This is a genomic window from Ruminococcus flavefaciens (assembly GCF_900116855.1).
Classification (GTDB): domain Bacteria; phylum Bacillota; class Clostridia; order Oscillospirales; family Ruminococcaceae; genus Ruminococcus; species Ruminococcus flavefaciens_R.
Genome location: NZ_UETD01000002.1, coordinates 1 through 16,232, shown reverse-complemented (window position 1 = coordinate 16,232; position 16,232 = coordinate 1). Strand labels below are relative to the sequence as shown.

Genomic DNA, 16,232 nt, shown 5'->3' with positions numbered 1-16,232 from the left:
TATTTTTACAGATCAAGTACAGCGATCACTTCATCGCCGTCTTTTTCGCCATTCGGCACAAATCCGAATGAGCTGTACAGCTTTTCAGCTGCATGATTTTCGTGATCATAGGACAGCCAGCACTTTTCAGCCTTTCCGCAGGGATATGTCCGTATAAATTCCAGTGCCAGCTTCATTGCGGCTTTTCCGTATCCCCTGCCCTGATAACGGCGGTCTATCATAAGCCGCCAGATATTGTAGCTGCCAACAGCAACTTGAGGATAGTCCTCCCAGTAATCATCCACATCAAAGCCTATCATCAGAAAACCCACAGGTATATCATCATCATAGATGCCGAATGGGAAAGCATTACCGCCGCCTGTTATTGCACCATAGGCATCAACAATACTCATTTTATTGTCTGAGACAAACTTTCTCTGGCTCTCATGGACTTCAAGCTCGATAATATCATAGATATTACCGCCGTTTACCCTTTCAAGACGTACCATCAGTCACGAAGGAAGCCTGTCAGAGTATCTGAGGGAGAAGCACCTCTTGTGAGAACTCGTCCAAGTCCGGACAGATATGCCTTTCTGCCTGCTTCAATAGCCTGCTTGAAAGCCTCCGCCATTACGGGAAGGTCTCCCGCAGTAGCAAGTGCAGTATTTGACATAACAGCAGCTGCGCCCATTTCCATAGCCTCGCAAGCCTGTGAAGGTCTGCCTATTCCTGCATCAACGATTATGGGAAGGTCTATTTCGTCAATGAGTATCTGTATGAAATCCTTTGTAGCAAGTCCCTTATTGGAGCCTATTGGTGATGCAAGGGGCATTACAGAAGCCGCACCTGCGTTCACAAGATCACGGGCTGTGTTAAGATCGGGATACATATAGGGCATTACAACAAATCCCTCTTTCGCCAGTATCTCCGTAGCGCGTACAGTTTCCTGATTATCGGGAAGAAGATACTTAGTATCGCGCATGATCTCTATCTTTACAAAGTCTCCGCAGCCAAGCTCCCGGGCAAGTCGTGCTATACGAACAGCCTCATCAGCATTTCTTGCTCCAGAAGTATTGGGAAGAAGTGTTACTCCCTCGGGAATATAGTCAAGGATATTCTCATGTTCTTTGGAATTGGTACGGCGTACAGCAAGTGTGATTATCTCTGCACCTGCATACTTTACGGCAGCCTCAATGAGACTGAGGGAATACTTTCCCGAGCCGAGAATAAAACGTGAGGAAAACTCATGTCCTCCTATAATAAGCTTATCGTCCTTCATTAATGGTCTCTCCTTATATATCAAATTCGCCTGCAATTATCCTTATGACTGCATGAGCCTGATGCCCGGCACAGATCAGTACCCGTGATGAAACAAGTCCCATTCCGTCATCAACATCGCTTACGCCGTCACCGCAAAGATAAAAGCGCTTTGTTATCCTTTTAGTGGTTATAATATTCGAGGGAGCTATGCCTGCCATCCCCGAACCCGATACAAGGTATTTATCAGGCATATTCTCCAGAACACAGTTTACCAGCATTGCCTTCTGGTCTGCTTTGTCAAAAGCTTCTACGATAATATCCGCATCAGAAAGCAGAGCAGGTATATTATCCTCAGAAAGCTTTATGTTATCAGCTTTTATATGGCAATACGGAGCTAAACGCTCAAGTGTGTCCTTCATAGCCTCGGACTTTGGCTCCCCGAGCTGCTCGGGAAAGTACTGCTGACGGTTCAGATTTGAGATATCAACTCTATCAAAATCTATGATATGAAGATATCCCACACCAGCTCTTGCAAGTGCAATGGCAATATTAGAGCCAAGTCCGCCAAGTCCGCAGACAGCTACGGAAGCGCTGTCAAGCTTTTTCTGAAGCTCTGTTCCGTGTCTTTCCTCAAGAGCGCTGTACATTTCCTCTCTCGAAGGTATTGGCATATCAGCCGCCTCCCACAAAACGAACGACCTCTACACGGTCGCCGTCTTTAAGTATAGTTTCATCGTACTTTGCCTTCGGAACGATCTCCTCATTTATTTCCACAGCCACTCTCTGACCGCTTATTTCCATATCAGCGAGCATTTCCGTTACAGTTTTTCCGTCTTTTTCAAGCAGTTCACCATTTATCTTTACCATTTAGGCACCTCCTTAAAAAATTCAGGGAACCGCCTGCGCAGTTCCCTGAATGTACATAACAATATCAGACTCCCTACGCTGGCATTAACCAAATCAGGTCGAAGGGTCGAAGGTAGCACCTTCCTCTCAGCCTGTCCCGCAAGCTCCCCTGCAAATATTATTATATCACATATTTTTCTCTAAATCAAGTGTTGAAGCAAAAATACTTCATATATCACGGCAGATAAGCTCTAAAGCCGAATAACAATGGATAATACACCGTTTTCAAGAGAAGCGGATATCGTTCCGCCCATCTTTTCGATAAGAGTTCTCGCTATTGAAAGCCCCAGACCTGTTGAGTTACGGGCTGCTTCAACTGTATAGAACCTGTCAAAAAGTTTGTCCACCTGCACAGAAGTAAGCTGCGAAGCATGGTTTGAAAAAACAGTTGTCCCGTCATCTGAAAGCCTTACAGAAAGATCGCCATCACTGTACTTGACTGCATTGTTTATAAGATTTGAGAACACCCTCGCAAGTGCAGAGCGGTCAAGTATCCTTATCACTTTTTTGTATGTGATATCTATTTCAGGTGATATTTTCTTCTCACTGAGTATTGAATAATACCCTGCTATACTCTCCTCCAGCACATCGTTCACGATCACCTGCTCCTGCTTTGGTTCACTTTCCGAGGTCATTATGACAGAATAGCGGAAAAGCTCCTCTGTAAGCTGTTTCATTGACTCTGCTCTTCCGCCGATGATCTCAAGGTAGCGCTCTGCCTCAGGAGACTTATCCTCACTTTTCAGCATATCAAGATAACCGCATATAGCTGTAAGAGGAGTCCTCAGGTCATGAGAGATATTGGTGACGGCATTTTTCAGTTCCATATCACCCTGCACAAAGCGGTGGTGCTCCTCGCGGAGAAGTTTAAGTTCCTTGTTAAGTTCTGTTACCAGTCTTCTGACCTGTTTATCTCTGCTTGACACCGTTATTATCGAGTTTGTATCTGTTTTTAGGCATTCCGACAAAGCCTCTGCGATCTCTTTTGATGATCTACGCAGAAGCCAGATCTTCACTGATAAGAAAGCCGACAATAAAGCCAGCAGAATAGTCAGAACTACCATAGATGTACTCCCTTAACGAATATTCTTCTTTCTGAACATCAGGCACCCCGATAATGTAAACACAGTTATCACAGCAACAGAAGCAATTGCCCTATATGCCCCCATTCCGCCCAAGCCTTCAGTGAGACCGATAGATGAAAACCACTGCCCCAACGGGAAAGCATTTGCTGCATATATCAAAGCTTTTCCGAGCTCTCCGCCAGTATTATGGCTAATTGACAGCATAACCGGTGCAACAAATGAACCGATCTGGAAGATCATTATCTGTATAGCTACACATATAGCAGGATAAGGTATCAGCATACTGAAAAAAGTCACAAAAGCCGAATGTGCTATACAAAAAAGCAGTATCTCCCCTATGTGTGCAGTGATCTGCCCCACATCCCCTCCTGTTACCTGCATAGCAAGGACAGCTCCGGTCAGCCATGCGGCTGTCATGAGAACAACAACTGCTGTAACAGCAATACAGCTTGCAAAATAGACCTGTGGTCTTGTATATCCGCAAACGAACTTGTTTCTGATAGTCTTATCGGAATATTCGCGTCCGAGAAACAGCGGCACAAACACCGATGTAAAGGCAATTATCCCTACTCCGAACACCTTTATCATCAGAAAAGCCTGCTCAGACGAGCTTTCTGTACCTGCTCCTGCGAAAGTTATGATAAAAGCGGCTGCAAGTCCGACGTATAGTAATTTATTTCTGAAAAGCCGCCATAAATACGAGTTTATAAGCTTAGTCAATCTGTTTACCTCATTTCAAATCTTTTTTCCTGAATAAAGCAATTCCTGCGGTCGTTACAACTGCGATCGTAACCGCATCCAAAATGCATATATCTGCAAGTGCTGTGTTGAGCTTTTTCTGCGAAACAGTTGAAGGATCCTTATAGTCTGTAAGATAATCGTCAATATCATAGGTATGGAGCACCTGATCGGTCGGCAGAATACGATCAAAGGCTTTATATACCTTTCTTTCTGTGACGCTCAGTATCTCGCTCTCGTTATAGTATTCTCCCGCTTCACGCCTGTTTCGGCTCCATGAATCACCGGAAATCTTTTCCTGTATTAGTCCCGATGAGACGAGCATGATGATCATAAATACTATCGACCAAACAATAGAGCTTGCTCTCGATGAAATAAGCATGGAGAACAGAACAAACATTGCATTTATCACTATTATCAGTACAGCGATAAGTATTATCCTTCTCATAGTCACCCATCCGTCCATACCATGTATACCGAATTTCAGAAAAGGCAGACTTATGATCGCTAAATTCACAATGAACATCATAATCCCCGTTACAGTGCATACGATGAGCTCGGTCAGGTAAACAGAGGCTCTTGAATGTCCTGAGATGATCTTGTTGCGTACAGTGCCGTCAGCGTACTCCCGACTGATAAAGAGACTGTCTATAACAGCAGCAGCAAAACAATATGCCATTATATAAAAGTACAGAGCAGCTTCAAAGACATATCCGTAAGCTTCCGCTGAGTAACTGTCCATTACAGGTCTTGTTGCCTCATCATATATGCTATGTACAGAAAAAAGTACTGACAGCACCATAAATATCCAAAAAAGCTTTGATCTGAACATACGGCTGAACTCGGCTTTTAACAAGTTTTTCATATTTCCACCTCACTTCAGGTCAAGTCTGCGGAACGTAACAGAGCCTATAAGCGTTGTTACCAGCGTTATTGCGATGTTGTAAACAGCCATGAACTCCCAGTGATAAGGAAGTTCCCTTTCCGAGCTGAATCTGAATGCCTGACAAATAAACAGACCATCATATAAAGCCTCTTTTACGGCAAGCTCAGCCCCCGAAAGAGATTCACTGTCAACTCCGTAAACATAGCTGTATTTATTGAGTATAGCATACTTTTCGGGAGAAATGATATCTTCCATCGCCATAAGCTCCATGCTGTGCTCTTCCAGTTCGTTTATGAGGGCTACGCCTATAATGAACATAATGACGGCAGCTGTCATACACACTGTTACTGCTATGGTCCTGCTGCGGACGATCATTGTTATCATCAGCATGAAAGCTGTAACAGCAACAGTTCCAAGAACTCCGATGAGCTGGATCTGCATCATAACAGAGAATGAATGATGAAATGCTCCGAAAAACAGATAAGAGCAAACATAGAAGGTAAAAAAGAACAGATACTGTATAATGGCCATAGCCACTGAACTGACAGCCAGATGGCACAAATATATTCCTGTTTTCGTGTTGCCGGCAATAAGCTTGTTCCTTACAGTTCCCTCGTCAAACTCTCCGCCCGCATGGAAAGCCACAAATATTGCAGCTATCATACCAAGAGAGATAAGACCGATATAGAGCATACTGTCATTGAATACCTCTGTCTGATGCTCCCTCTTTACTGTAATATATTTGATAAAGTTGAAGCTTGATGCCGTCACAAGAGTAAACAGAGCAATAAGCCAGAAGACCTTTCCCGAAAAGCAGCGTGCAAACTCTGCTTTCAGCAGCTTAATCATTTCCGCCACCTCCCACAAGGGAGATAAAGAAGCCTTCAAGGCTCTCGTCATGCTCGTTCATGGATATTACCTCGCAGTTTTCCTTGGCAAGTGCCTCAGAAAGCTTTGAGAAGTTGAGCTTTGCAAAAACATCTGCGGTAGTCTCTGACAGTATCTTGTACTCAACTTCCATGCCGTCAAGGACTCTCGCCATAGCTGCTGTATCAGTCACCTCCATTCTGATACATTTGCGGCAGGTGTTTTCAAGCTCCTCTGCACTCATTTCCCTGACAACTCTGCCGTGGTCGACAAAGCCATAGTATGTGGCAAGCTTGGCAAGCTCATCAAGGATATGGCTGGATATCATTACTGTTATCTCTTTTTCGCGGTTAAGCTTGAGGATAAGCTCTCGCATTTCGACTATTCCCTGAGGATCAAGTCCGTTTATCGGTTCGTCCAGTATAAGAAGATCGGGCTCACCGACAAGCGCAATAGCAATACCGAGACGCTGCTTCATGCCAAGGGAAAAGTTCTTTGCCTTCTTTTTGCCGGTATTTGCAAGTCCAACAAGCTTGAGAAGCTCATCAACGCAGCTGTAATCGGGCAGCCCCAGCATCCTGCACTGATACTTTAAATTCTGCTGTGCGCTCATATCAAGGTAAATAGAGGGAGTTTCCACGACTGCGCCCATTCTTCTGCGCGATTTCATTATGCCTCTGTCATTATTCTTAACTCCGTATATCTCGTAGTCACCTGATGAGGGCTCCTGCAGTCCACAGAGTATACGGAAAAAAGTAGTCTTTCCTGCACCGTTACGTCCTACAAGTCCATAAATGGAGCCCTTGGGGACATTAAGGCTGAGTCCGTCAAGAGCTTTGAAGCTTCTGTAATTCTTTTTAAGATCATTTGTCTTTATGATGTATTCCATAGTTCGTACCTCCTTGACCTTATGATACTATCCTATACCACAAAAGTAAAGAAAGCGGTAAAGAAAAAAGTAAAGATATAGTAAATATTACGCCATTTTAAAGCCGATACCCCATACAGCCTCTATATAGTCTTTTCCGTCAGCGGAGCGTAGTTTCCTGCGAAGATTGCTTATATGCTGCTTCAAAGAGGTTTCTGTACAATCGGGAGTATCGTCGCTTATCCTGTCAAGTATAATTGACTTTGTGATGACCTGATCCGGATTCATCATGAGAAGCTTCAGAATGGCAAATTCCGTCCTTGTCAGCCTGATAGCCTCTCCGTTCACCGTTACATTGTGGGTATCTGTATTGAGCTTCAGTTCCTTGTAAACAAGTTCAGCAGAAGATGTAAATTGTCTGCTGCGAAGCTGGACCCTTATGCGTGCTTTCAATTCCTTTATATCAAAAGGCTTGGTAATATAGTCAGCAGCACCGCTGAGAAGGAGCTCGACTTTATTATCGATATCTATCTTTGCACTTACTATTATTACAGGTATTCCCTCGATCTTTGGAAGAAGTTCCTCTCCGCTGAGCCCCGGAAGCATAAGATCAAGCAAAACAAGATCGGGCTTCTGTGCTGAAAGCAGCATGAGCGCCTCAGTGCCCGAGTACGCCCTTGAAACCTTGTAACCGTCACGGGAAAGGGCTTCTTCCAGCATATTACCTATGTGTATGTCATCATCAATAACCATTATATGTTCATTCATTGTAATATCTCCAGTCAGAATAATGTAAGCTGTTGGTATTTCTCCGGAAGCTCGTTCAGATAGCTGAAACACTCGTTAAAATCATGAATGATGCCGTATTTTTCGCAAAAATCATTAAATATACTCATGAGCCTACCGTGTTCAGGGCTGACTATCTCATATGAATTTCCGTATTCTCGGCGGTATCTTTGTGACAGACCTTCAAAACGCCTGTCAAGTGCAGAGTATAAATATTCCCTGTTGCCGTCTCTCAGTGTCATACCGATGCCAAAACAGACTATCCCCTTTACTCCAGCCTCAGCACAGTAATCAAGAAGTCCTTTCAGATTATCCTCCGTATCATTTATGTACGGAAGAAACGGCGAAAGCCAAACTACCGTGGGAATGCCGAGCCGTTTCATCTCCATAAGGACTTCAAATCGCCTGCTCGTAGGACATACGTTAGGTTCGACTATTCTGCAAAGGTCGTCATCGTATGTAGTCATTGTCATCTGCACCACAGCTTTCTGCTGCTCATTAATAGAAGCCAGCAGATCGGCATCACGAAGTATCATGTCAGATTTTGTCAGAACTGTTGCCCCGAACTGATATTGCTCTATTAGTTCAAGACATCGGCGGGTAAGCTTCAGTTCAGCTTCCGCTGGCATATACGGATCGCTCATGGAGCCAGTTCCTATCATGCATTTTTTACGCTTTGAACGCAGAGCCTTCTCAAGAAGCTGAGGAGCATTCTGCTTTACCTCAATATCCTCGAATGCATGACTCATATTATAGCAGGTGCTGCGGCTGTCGCAGTATATACACCCATGAGAGCAGCCTCTGTATATATTCATACCGTTCTTGGATGACAGTATTCCTTTGGCATCAACAAAGTGCATGGCTTCTCCTTTCAGAATGATCAAGTTATAAAAAATTATACCACATTTTATTATCAATAGCAAGGTGCGCAGTGTGAAAGAAGATGTTAACAATAGCTGTACCGCAAAATCGGGGGGGAGCGGCGGCTCGCCGCTTATACCACAAAAGTCTCAAAGCTGCAACAGCAGAAAAACATTACCAAGAATATTTTTGATTTTTTTTAAAAAAGCTCTTGACAAACGATTTAATATGTGGTAAAATATTTAGGTACTGCGGAACAACCGGTTATACGGTCCGCCTCGGTAAGTCTGGACCGTGTAAAATTTATCAGACATTATATGCGGATATGGCGGAATTGGCAGACGCGCATGGTTCAGGTTACGTTACGTCAGTGTAAAAATTAATTTCGCATTACTTATCAGCATTTCTGTGGAGCAACTTGTAATAAGTCCACCTCGGTCAAGAGTCGTACCGTGTAAAAATTTTCGACTCAATTATACAAGCGGATATGGCGGAATTGGCAGACGCGTATGGTTCAGGTTACGTTACGTCAGTGTAAAAATTAATTTCGCATTACTTATCAGCATTTCTGTGGAGCAACTTGTAATAAGTCCACCTCGGTCAAGAGTCGTACCGTGTAAAAATTTTCGACTCAATTATACAAGCGGATATGGCGGAATTGGCAGACGCGTATGGTTCAGGTCCATATGAACGCAAGTTCATGCAGGTTCAAGTCCTGTTATCCGCACCAGTGCCTCACATAATGTGAGGCGCTTTTTTTGTATCAAAGTATCTCATCTGTAACATCTTCCATTATGTTGTAATTGAACGCGCCGTTCATATCGAAGCTTATGTCGATAGACTTGTCCTCGTTCTGGTGAACTGTGACCTGACGGACAAGCATTCTCAGGTTGACGTTTGAGATATGTCCGTCTGCAAGTATAGTCTCTATCAACTCGGAAGTGTTCTTCAATTCTTCACGGCGCTTCTTGCATACCTCATCATAATGCCGAAGGTCTGCTATCTTCTTTTCAAGTGAGCGTATCTCAGCTTCACGCTTTTCAATCATATCATTGTAGATCTTAGCATGGTCACGATCATTGATACGCTCTATGATGATCTGTTCTATCTCATCGCGGCATTGCTTGATTTTCTCATTGCTGCGCTGTATTTCCTTATCATACTTAGGCTTCTTTTTGAGCCAGTTCTTGATGATCTTCTCGTACTTCGCACTCTCAGCTTGTATATACTCAAGCAGAGATACGATTTCAATATTTATCAGTGCATCAAGCTGCTCCTCGTGGACTGAATGTGGTGTGCAGTATTCCTTGCCGTATCGGTGGTTGCTGTTGCAGGTGTATTCAACGTACTCCTTTTCCTTCCACCTCCTTCTCCGTGCGATTAAACTTGCACCACACTCGGCACATTTTATAATTCCTGCATATTTGTGAATGTTACGTCCACACTGCGAGCGTGGATTTATCTTCGACCTCTGTTCCAGCATGAACTGTGCCTGTTTCCATGTAGTTTCATCAATTATAGGCTCGCAGTAATTATCATGACGATACTGTTCATCCTCCGGGACCGTCGTTTTGGTTTTGTATATCTTTGAGCTGACCGTCTTGTGATTCACAAGTGTTCCGTGATAAAGCTCATTAGTCAGCATACGCTTCACTGTAGTCTGAACCCACAGATATTTCTTGGAGATGTCAGGCTTATGGTCGCTCAGCTTTCGGTTGAAGTAATAGTCAGGTGACTTAATTCCGTCCGCGTTCATCTTCTTTGCTATGGTTGTCAGACCGTATCCGTCTATGTACAAGCGAAAAACCTCCCGGACTATCCATGCTGTCTCCTCATCAATTGTTATCATATCTGTATTTTTATCCTTTACATATCCCATCGGCAGAGTCTCGACTATGCCGGTGGTTTTCTGCTTCTGCCGCACTCCTGCGCGAACTTTCTTGCTTATATCCTTGGCATAGAAGTCGTTGAACAACTGCTTGAAGCCGATGAGCATATCATCGTTTTCATTAGTCGAGTCTATGCCCTCTGTCACTGAATAAACCTTTACGTTGTTCTCGCGCAGATGGTCGATAAACAAAGCAGTCTGAGTTCGATGTCTGCCGAGTCGGGATAAGTCTTTGACTAAAACTATGTCAACTTTTCCCTCATCGACCGCTGTTTCAAGCTGACCAATACCATTTCTATTGAATGTCATACCTGAAACATTATCATCGAAGCTTTCTCCGACAACGTCGTATCCGTTCTGTTCTGCGTAGTCCGCAAGTATCTGCCTCTGATTCTGTAAGCTGTTCATCTCAGCGTCCTCGTCACGGGACAGTCTATAATAGAGCCATGCTCTCATATAATCACTCTCCTTTTTTTGGCAGTCGCAGCACCTTGTCCGGTGCTACGACACACCATACCACAGACTTCCTCAGAAGTCTACTATTTTTTCTTTATCTTCCGAAAATTCGACCTTTCCACTAAAATCCACCTGAGCAGTCTGTGCAGATTCTAACGAGTTCAGATAGTCGTGGATCATAGCCTCTATGAAATTATCAAAGGCGGTCTTATCACTGTTGTATATGAAATTTGCTGTTTTGATCTTAGGTTCAGTTCTCGTTCTTCCCAATATACCACGCTCCTCTCAATTATTCCGTTTATGTTTCTGATGTGAACTATATTGTTCATTTTCAAAATTCCTTTCGTTTAAATTTGGTTTATCCCATGTGTATTCCGTGAGCTTCCTTACGCTCTCGTTCCTCGGCAAGTGCTTTGCTGTCAACATGCTCTCGAGCATACTCAGTATCGTCATCGACAGGCTCGTCCTCAATTATCGAAGCCATAGCAGCAATGCCACCGACGATATCAGGTGCAGAAACTCTATCAACACCACCAGTCGGAGCAGTCTGAAGCCGTGACTTCTGCTCTGCTCTTCGGCGCATTTCAGCTGCGATAAGGTCTGCTCGTTCAGCTTCCCAGCCTGTGAGACGAGGTCCTTCGCCGCCTGATCCAACTTCGACACCTCTGCCGTCACGTTTTGTGACGTCTGCTCCTGTATCTCCTTTCCCTGTTCCAGCAGCTGATTGTATATCGTCCGCTGATTTTGCAGGTATTGTTTCATCTGTGCATATGTCATTGTCTCGTCTGTCTGAGCCTTGACATCGAACAGCGTATCTGTCAGAAGTTTCAGCTGCGAGATCAGCGCCAGCCAGTTGTGCTCCTGGACGCAGACCATAGTTGGTATGTCCTGTGTCTCCTCTAAATTCTGTTTGGAGGCTTCTTTCGCTTCTTCGTATTTCGAATTCATATTCCATATTCTCCTTCCTGTATTTCGCTTCGTGAAGCTTGTTGTCGCGGCATCTCCTGCCGTTGGGACAGGTGTATGTGATGTACTTTCGGCTGTCTTCCCATTTCACATCGTAGCCACACTGCTTCATGTAGAAGCGGAATTGTTTCTTGCTCTTGGCTCTTTTCATTACCACGTCAATGGTATTGGAGAGAGCCATTTTCCAACTCTCACCTCGCATTGCAACTCGATACTCACCGTTAGTGATACCGTTGCTCTGCTTGTGAATCTCAGGTTTGCCGAGCGTTGTCAATCCGTACTTCTGACAAATTTCATCGCTGAGCTATCGCAGGTCATGCAGTGTGAACTTGTTGGAGTGGTACTTCAGACCTGTCTCGGCGTTGACCGCATTGAGTATGAAGTGCGAGTGTATATGGTCTGCGTCGATGTGAGTTGCTACTACAACTTCGTGTCCCGGGAAGGCTCTCTCCGCAAACTCAACTGCTATTTTATGAGCAAGAGCTGGCTCTATCTTGTAGCCGCTGGGATGTGACTGGACGAAGTGATAGTAATGAACTCCGTCAGTCTTGCCGTACATCTCCCTTGTGTTTTTGAACTCCTGATATGCCGTGGGCAGCGAACAGTTGAGAGCCGTCACGAACTTTTTATTCTCGGTCTTGGCATCGCGGCAGATGTAGTCGAGGCTCTTCTTGCCTCCGCCACCGCCTTTCGTGCTTATCGCTGTGACCGTCGCCACTATTTCACCTCCCGAAGCAGCTGACCTATCAGCTCCGTGACCTTCCTGTGCTCGTCAAGGAGCGGCTGGAAGTTCACGGCGGTCAGCCTGTCCATGTTTGCAAGTGTAGCTATCTGATTCAGGTTTCGTCCGATAGCTTTCTGCTGCCTGACTATCTCGTCGATGCCGTTGGCGACAACGATTTTCTTACCGAGAGCACACCGCATTACGAAGTCATTCAGCTTCAAGCCGTGCCTCTCAGCGAGCTCATGGACACGTCTGCTTTCTTCCTCTGTGCAGCGTATCGCTATGGTTGTGTTTCTCCGTCTCATAGAATCCCTCCTTTTCTTCCGTTTTGTAAAATGTTTCAGCGTGCCGACAATTGTACTTCCTGTCCGTAGGGACTATGCGGAGGCACAACTGGGAGCGGCGGCTCGCCGTAAGTGGGTTCGGGCTTCTGCCCGACAAGCAAGGCGGCAGGCGGAACGCCAGCAGCTATGCTTGCCAACCCAAAAGGGTTGATTTTTTCGGGTACCACCACTTTTCTCCTCTGCCGATAGTATCTGTGCGGTATCGCCACACTCGCTCCACGTTGCGCCACAATCGCTTTCACCGCCGCAGGTGGGATAACTACCCGATTTCTGTATTGGCGGCAAAAACGGGCGGTTTTGTGCCTCACGGCTGAAACGGCTCAACTTCAATGCCTTGCTCCGCTAACTTTTCTGTGATTCGGTTCGCTGCCCACTCAATAAGTTTATCACCAACAGGGACAGCAATTGTTTTAACATCACTTGCAGAAGGAGTAACGGTTTGCGAAGATATATCAGCGTTTGAAGACGTTTCAGGGACGGCAGGGGCACCACTTTCAGGGTACAGTAATTTACTGCCACTGCTGTCCCTATCAGCTTCGTAACGGACACAGATACTGCGAGTGCCGTTACTTTTTGTTTTGCCATAGCTGATACCGAGCGAGTGAACTTCTTCATCGTGCTGCAATAGTTCGCGATACATCCAGTTGTTTTTGAATTCCTCTGACGGGAACTTTTTGCATAAGAGTTCGCACAGCTCTGACGCACTTCCGCGGAACTCTTTTCGCTCCAACATAAAATCATGTATCACTGACGGGAAGTTATCAGGCTTGTCTTCGGGCGGCTTGTCAAGCAGTTTCCACTTTGCTCCGTCCCTGATAACATTTATGTCGAGTGACGGAGCACCGCGACCGCTGATGTTCAGCACAGCATTCTTGCTGTCTCCGTTTCTCTGAAGTACAAGACAACCGTCTGATGCACCGGGGATACCATTTGTACCAAGTATCATGTTGTTCGGATTGGAGTCTTGCTGTTTTCGGTTGTGATGAACAAGAATAATTGCGATGCCTAACTCGTCAGCAATAGATTTCAGCGTTGATACGTCCTTGTAATCACTGCCGTACTTCATATCAACTGTATCGCGCACTTTTTGCAGAGTATCAATGACTATCAGCTTCAGGTCTGAGAATGTTTCCTTGCACTTACGCAGGTCATCTTCAAGACCGTTGCCGAGAGTGTTGACGAGCAAAACGTATTGCAGATTATCCGTCGGCTCATCTGTCAGCTCATACATTCGCGTCTGCAAATTATCAGACGTATCTTCAAGTGCCATGTAAACCACATGACCTTGTTCTGTTTTGCGTCCAAGAAACTTTTCACCTTTGGCAATCGCAAGACACATATCCATCATCATCCACGACTTGCCAATCTTCGGATCACCTGACAGTACATGGAGACCGGGATAGATCATTTCGTCAACGATGAAGCGTCTCTTTTTCATCGGCGTGTTCATTATCTCGACGCTGCTTTTGAACTCGATTTCGATTCGTTTTGTCAATAAAAATCATCCTTTCTTCATAAAAATGTGGGAGCAGTATCCTATATGCAAATCAACCTGTTTTTGCATAAGATTTTGACCGCTCTGAAACGTTTTCCGAAACACAAATTGATTTTCATGAGAACTGACCATTTCTCACTAAAGCATAAAAACAGCTGCATTGCTCATAGAATAGAGCTTTACAGACATTTAAACTCAAAACTGATATTATGACAGTTTTGAATGTTTTTCAGCCAAAAATGAACGTTTCGGAATGAAAATGTGGGAGCAGTATCCTTATTGCATTTTGGCAGGTTTTGTGATATACTTTTAGCAGGTGGTGAGACCATGAAGTACAGGATATATGATCTGTCCGTCAGAGCAATGCTCAACTACTCAAAGCCTGACGGACTGTTTTACAAAACAGTTATTGATAAAAACGCACTGCGGAGCTGTCTGAAACACTCCGCTCATGAGCAGGACGACAATGCACTTTTCTATCAGATAATGTGCGTGCTGCACGGTGACGACTTCAAGTATGAGAACGCTGACCTTGTGACGGACCTGTCCGATGTTATTTTTTACGCAGACTTCTCACGGGTGTTTGACCGTGACGCATCGCACCCTTACTATGCACAGCTCCAAGAGAAGGCTGCGTCATTGTTTACGAACAGAGGAGTGGAGATAGATTTCGGCAACGGTATGCACAAGTACGTTGCGTTTGAGCGCTCAGCCAGCATGAGCAGAAATGCTGTGCTGTCATTTATCCGTGAGGACATTTTCTGGAAGGTCACTGAGCGCATACGTCTCGGCATGGAGATAACAAAGTGTCAGCTCAGCAAGCTGTACGCATACAACGGACTTATGCTCTCGGGCGGTATCCGTGTTGACGGAATCGGCATCGACAAGCCCCACAGAGTTATAGTTGTGGAAAATCAAAAACACACCGTTCACGACACAGATGTTATCACTGTTGAGGACGACGGCAGCGACGCACCTGTGCGAAAGTATCATCGTGTTGAGCGCAGGGAAAGTGTTGATATTCTCGGCTATGACGGCGAAGGAGTTATCTCTAAGGAGTTCGCCAAGGTCATCAATAAAAAGTTAGGCGGCGAGCACACCTCGTTTCAGATTCGTCTGCCGTACATCAAGGGTATGCTGCACCAGATAGATATTCACGACTTCTTCAAAAGCGCAGGAGTTGCAATGCTCACCGACATCTGGGGAGTTGAGCACAAGGTTGCTGACGTTGACATTATCCTAACCAAGAGTATGTTCAAGGGCTACGGCTGGCTCTGCGATAACAATATGAGCTGGGAGAACTATTGGGACGCATTCCGCAGATACAAGCACGCTCTGTACATCTCTGGTGTCAGCAAAGACAGTCCGCAGAAGTTTACGGAGCTGAACTATCAGTTCCTCAACACACTTTCAATGACAGCTGACGAGTTCCGACCTCTTGATCTGCCGCTTTCCTTCCCTGTGAATGATAACCGCCACTGGCTCACCAAGGAAACGGAAAGAGAATACCACAGGCTTTGTACCGACAGGGAGTACCGCCTGAGCTTTTTCACAAGCCCAAAACACAGACGTGGTACTAAAGAATACTATCTCAAAAAGATTCTGGAGAAAAATCCGAAGTTCATTGCCGAGCCTGTTTACGCTGACAGATTGAAGTCACGGGCTCAGGCGGTGCTGAAACAATATGCTCTCGGACGTCTTATCGTTGCAGGCGACAACCGCTACCTCTCCGCAGACCTGCTCGGTTTTCTTAGAAGTTTTATTCCTGCCAAAGCGAAAAGAAATACAAGTCAGCGCAACTTCTTCAACGGTGCAATACAAAGTGAATTTGAGAAGAACGCTTTCTATGCTCCGTCAATGGCGTATACTCACAGCAATGAATGTACGCTCTTGCGAAATCCGCATATTTCCCGAAACGAAGAGGTTCAGCTGCAAGTCTATCCCGACGTTGAGAATATGAGGAAGTATTATCTCAGCCACCTCACCGACGTTGTTATGGTGAACTGGGACTCGCTGACTGCGGAGCGTCTCGGCGGTGCGGACTTCGACGGCGATATGATAAAAACTATCTCCGATCCAATCGTCAACCGATGTGTCAAGCGCAATTCAAAGGCTGAGACTCC

18 protein-coding genes, 1 tRNA gene and 1 riboswitch are annotated in these 16,232 nt (G+C 45.2%); of the genes, 2 read left to right on the top strand and 17 right to left on the bottom strand.

From position 1 onward, the window contains the following. Nucleotides 1-5: 5 nt before the first annotated feature. From DSZ37_RS00100 to DSZ37_RS00050, 11 genes are all read right to left on the bottom strand, one after another. Complete coding sequence (locus DSZ37_RS00100) at nucleotides 6-488, bottom strand: GNAT family N-acetyltransferase (protein WP_109724955.1); 483 nt, start codon at nucleotides 486-488, stop codon at nucleotides 6-8. Further along, the gene (locus DSZ37_RS00095) at nucleotides 488-1,258 is read right to left on the bottom strand and encodes a thiazole synthase (protein WP_109724954.1); all 771 of its coding nucleotides are present in this window, start codon (nucleotides 1,256-1,258) and stop codon (nucleotides 488-490) included. Before DSZ37_RS00095 ends, DSZ37_RS00100 begins: the two co-directional genes overlap by 1 nt. A gap of 13 nt (nucleotides 1,259-1,271) precedes the next feature. Continuing rightward, complete coding sequence (gene thiF / locus DSZ37_RS00090; protein WP_109724953.1) at nucleotides 1,272-1,910, bottom strand: sulfur carrier protein ThiS adenylyltransferase ThiF; 639 nt, start codon at nucleotides 1,908-1,910, stop codon at nucleotides 1,272-1,274. A 1-nt stretch (nucleotide 1,911) separates the two neighbouring features. After that, the gene (gene thiS, locus DSZ37_RS00085) at nucleotides 1,912-2,106 is read right to left on the bottom strand and encodes a sulfur carrier protein ThiS (RefSeq protein WP_109724952.1); all 195 of its coding nucleotides are present in this window, start codon (nucleotides 2,104-2,106) and stop codon (nucleotides 1,912-1,914) included. Between the two features lie 53 nt (nucleotides 2,107-2,159). Next, a riboswitch (TPP riboswitch) is annotated at nucleotides 2,160-2,266 on the bottom strand. Between the two features lie 70 nt (nucleotides 2,267-2,336). Beyond that, nucleotides 2,337-3,209: a sensor histidine kinase gene (locus DSZ37_RS00080; RefSeq protein WP_109724951.1), complete on the bottom strand. Its 873-nt coding sequence runs from the start codon at nucleotides 3,207-3,209 to the stop codon at nucleotides 2,337-2,339. Nucleotides 3,210-3,221: 12 nt separating this feature from the next. Further along, nucleotides 3,222-3,950 (bottom strand): hypothetical protein, encoded by a 729-nt coding sequence (locus tag DSZ37_RS00075; RefSeq protein WP_109724950.1) that lies wholly within the window; start codon nucleotides 3,948-3,950, stop codon nucleotides 3,222-3,224. A 10-nt stretch (nucleotides 3,951-3,960) separates the two neighbouring features. Beyond that, nucleotides 3,961-4,833: an ABC transporter permease subunit gene (locus DSZ37_RS00070; RefSeq protein ID WP_109724949.1), complete on the bottom strand. Its 873-nt coding sequence runs from the start codon at nucleotides 4,831-4,833 to the stop codon at nucleotides 3,961-3,963. A 9-nt stretch (nucleotides 4,834-4,842) separates the two neighbouring features. Continuing rightward, a complete protein-coding gene (locus tag DSZ37_RS00065) occupies nucleotides 4,843-5,703 on the bottom strand; it encodes an ABC transporter permease subunit (RefSeq protein WP_109724948.1) in 861 nt (286 codons plus the stop codon). Then, nucleotides 5,696-6,610, bottom strand: coding sequence for an ABC transporter ATP-binding protein (locus DSZ37_RS00060; protein WP_109724947.1), 915 nt, complete (start codon nucleotides 6,608-6,610; stop codon nucleotides 5,696-5,698). Before DSZ37_RS00060 ends, DSZ37_RS00065 begins: the two co-directional genes overlap by 8 nt. 87 nt (nucleotides 6,611-6,697) lie before the next feature. Beyond that, nucleotides 6,698-7,357: a response regulator transcription factor gene (locus DSZ37_RS00055; protein WP_109724946.1), complete on the bottom strand. Its 660-nt coding sequence runs from the start codon at nucleotides 7,355-7,357 to the stop codon at nucleotides 6,698-6,700. Nucleotides 7,358-7,371: 14 nt separating this feature from the next. Next, nucleotides 7,372-8,235, bottom strand: a complete 864-nt coding sequence (locus DSZ37_RS00050) for an SPL family radical SAM protein (protein WP_109724945.1) — start codon at nucleotides 8,233-8,235, stop codon at nucleotides 7,372-7,374. Between the two features lie 644 nt (nucleotides 8,236-8,879). On the opposite strand from DSZ37_RS00050, the gene DSZ37_RS00045 reads away from it, so the two are divergent. Next, nucleotides 8,880-8,966 (top strand) — tRNA-Leu (locus tag DSZ37_RS00045). A 33-nt stretch (nucleotides 8,967-8,999) separates the two neighbouring features. Here DSZ37_RS00045 and DSZ37_RS00040 read toward each other — a convergent pair. From DSZ37_RS00040 to DSZ37_RS00015, 6 genes are all read right to left on the bottom strand, one after another. After that, complete coding sequence (locus DSZ37_RS00040) at nucleotides 9,000-10,580, bottom strand: recombinase family protein (protein WP_109724944.1); 1,581 nt, start codon at nucleotides 10,578-10,580, stop codon at nucleotides 9,000-9,002. Between the two features lie 72 nt (nucleotides 10,581-10,652). Then, entirely contained in the window at nucleotides 10,653-10,850 is a 198-nt protein-coding gene (locus tag DSZ37_RS00035) for a hypothetical protein (protein WP_109724943.1), read from the bottom strand. Nucleotides 10,851-10,938: 88 nt separating this feature from the next. Beyond that, nucleotides 10,939-11,820: a hypothetical protein gene (locus DSZ37_RS00030; protein WP_431768059.1), complete on the bottom strand. Its 882-nt coding sequence runs from the start codon at nucleotides 11,818-11,820 to the stop codon at nucleotides 10,939-10,941. A 30-nt stretch (nucleotides 11,821-11,850) separates the two neighbouring features. Continuing rightward, complete coding sequence (locus DSZ37_RS18185; protein WP_431768058.1) at nucleotides 11,851-12,264, bottom strand: relaxase/mobilization nuclease domain-containing protein; 414 nt, start codon at nucleotides 12,262-12,264, stop codon at nucleotides 11,851-11,853. Continuing rightward, nucleotides 12,264-12,575 (bottom strand): plasmid mobilization protein, encoded by a 312-nt coding sequence (locus DSZ37_RS00020; protein WP_109724940.1) that lies wholly within the window; start codon nucleotides 12,573-12,575, stop codon nucleotides 12,264-12,266. The genes DSZ37_RS18185 and DSZ37_RS00020 overlap by 1 nt, the downstream gene beginning before the upstream one ends. A 343-nt stretch (nucleotides 12,576-12,918) precedes the next feature. Further along, nucleotides 12,919-14,109 carry an AAA family ATPase gene (locus tag DSZ37_RS00015; protein ID WP_109724939.1) on the bottom strand — a complete coding sequence of 397 codons (1,191 nt, stop codon included), beginning with the start codon at nucleotides 14,107-14,109 and terminating at the stop codon, nucleotides 12,919-12,921. 327 nt (nucleotides 14,110-14,436) lie between these two features. Here DSZ37_RS00015 and DSZ37_RS00010 point away from each other — a divergent pair. Next, on the top strand, nucleotides 14,437-16,232 hold a 1,796-nt coding region (locus DSZ37_RS00010; protein ID WP_431768057.1), incomplete at its 3' end, for an RNA dependent RNA polymerase.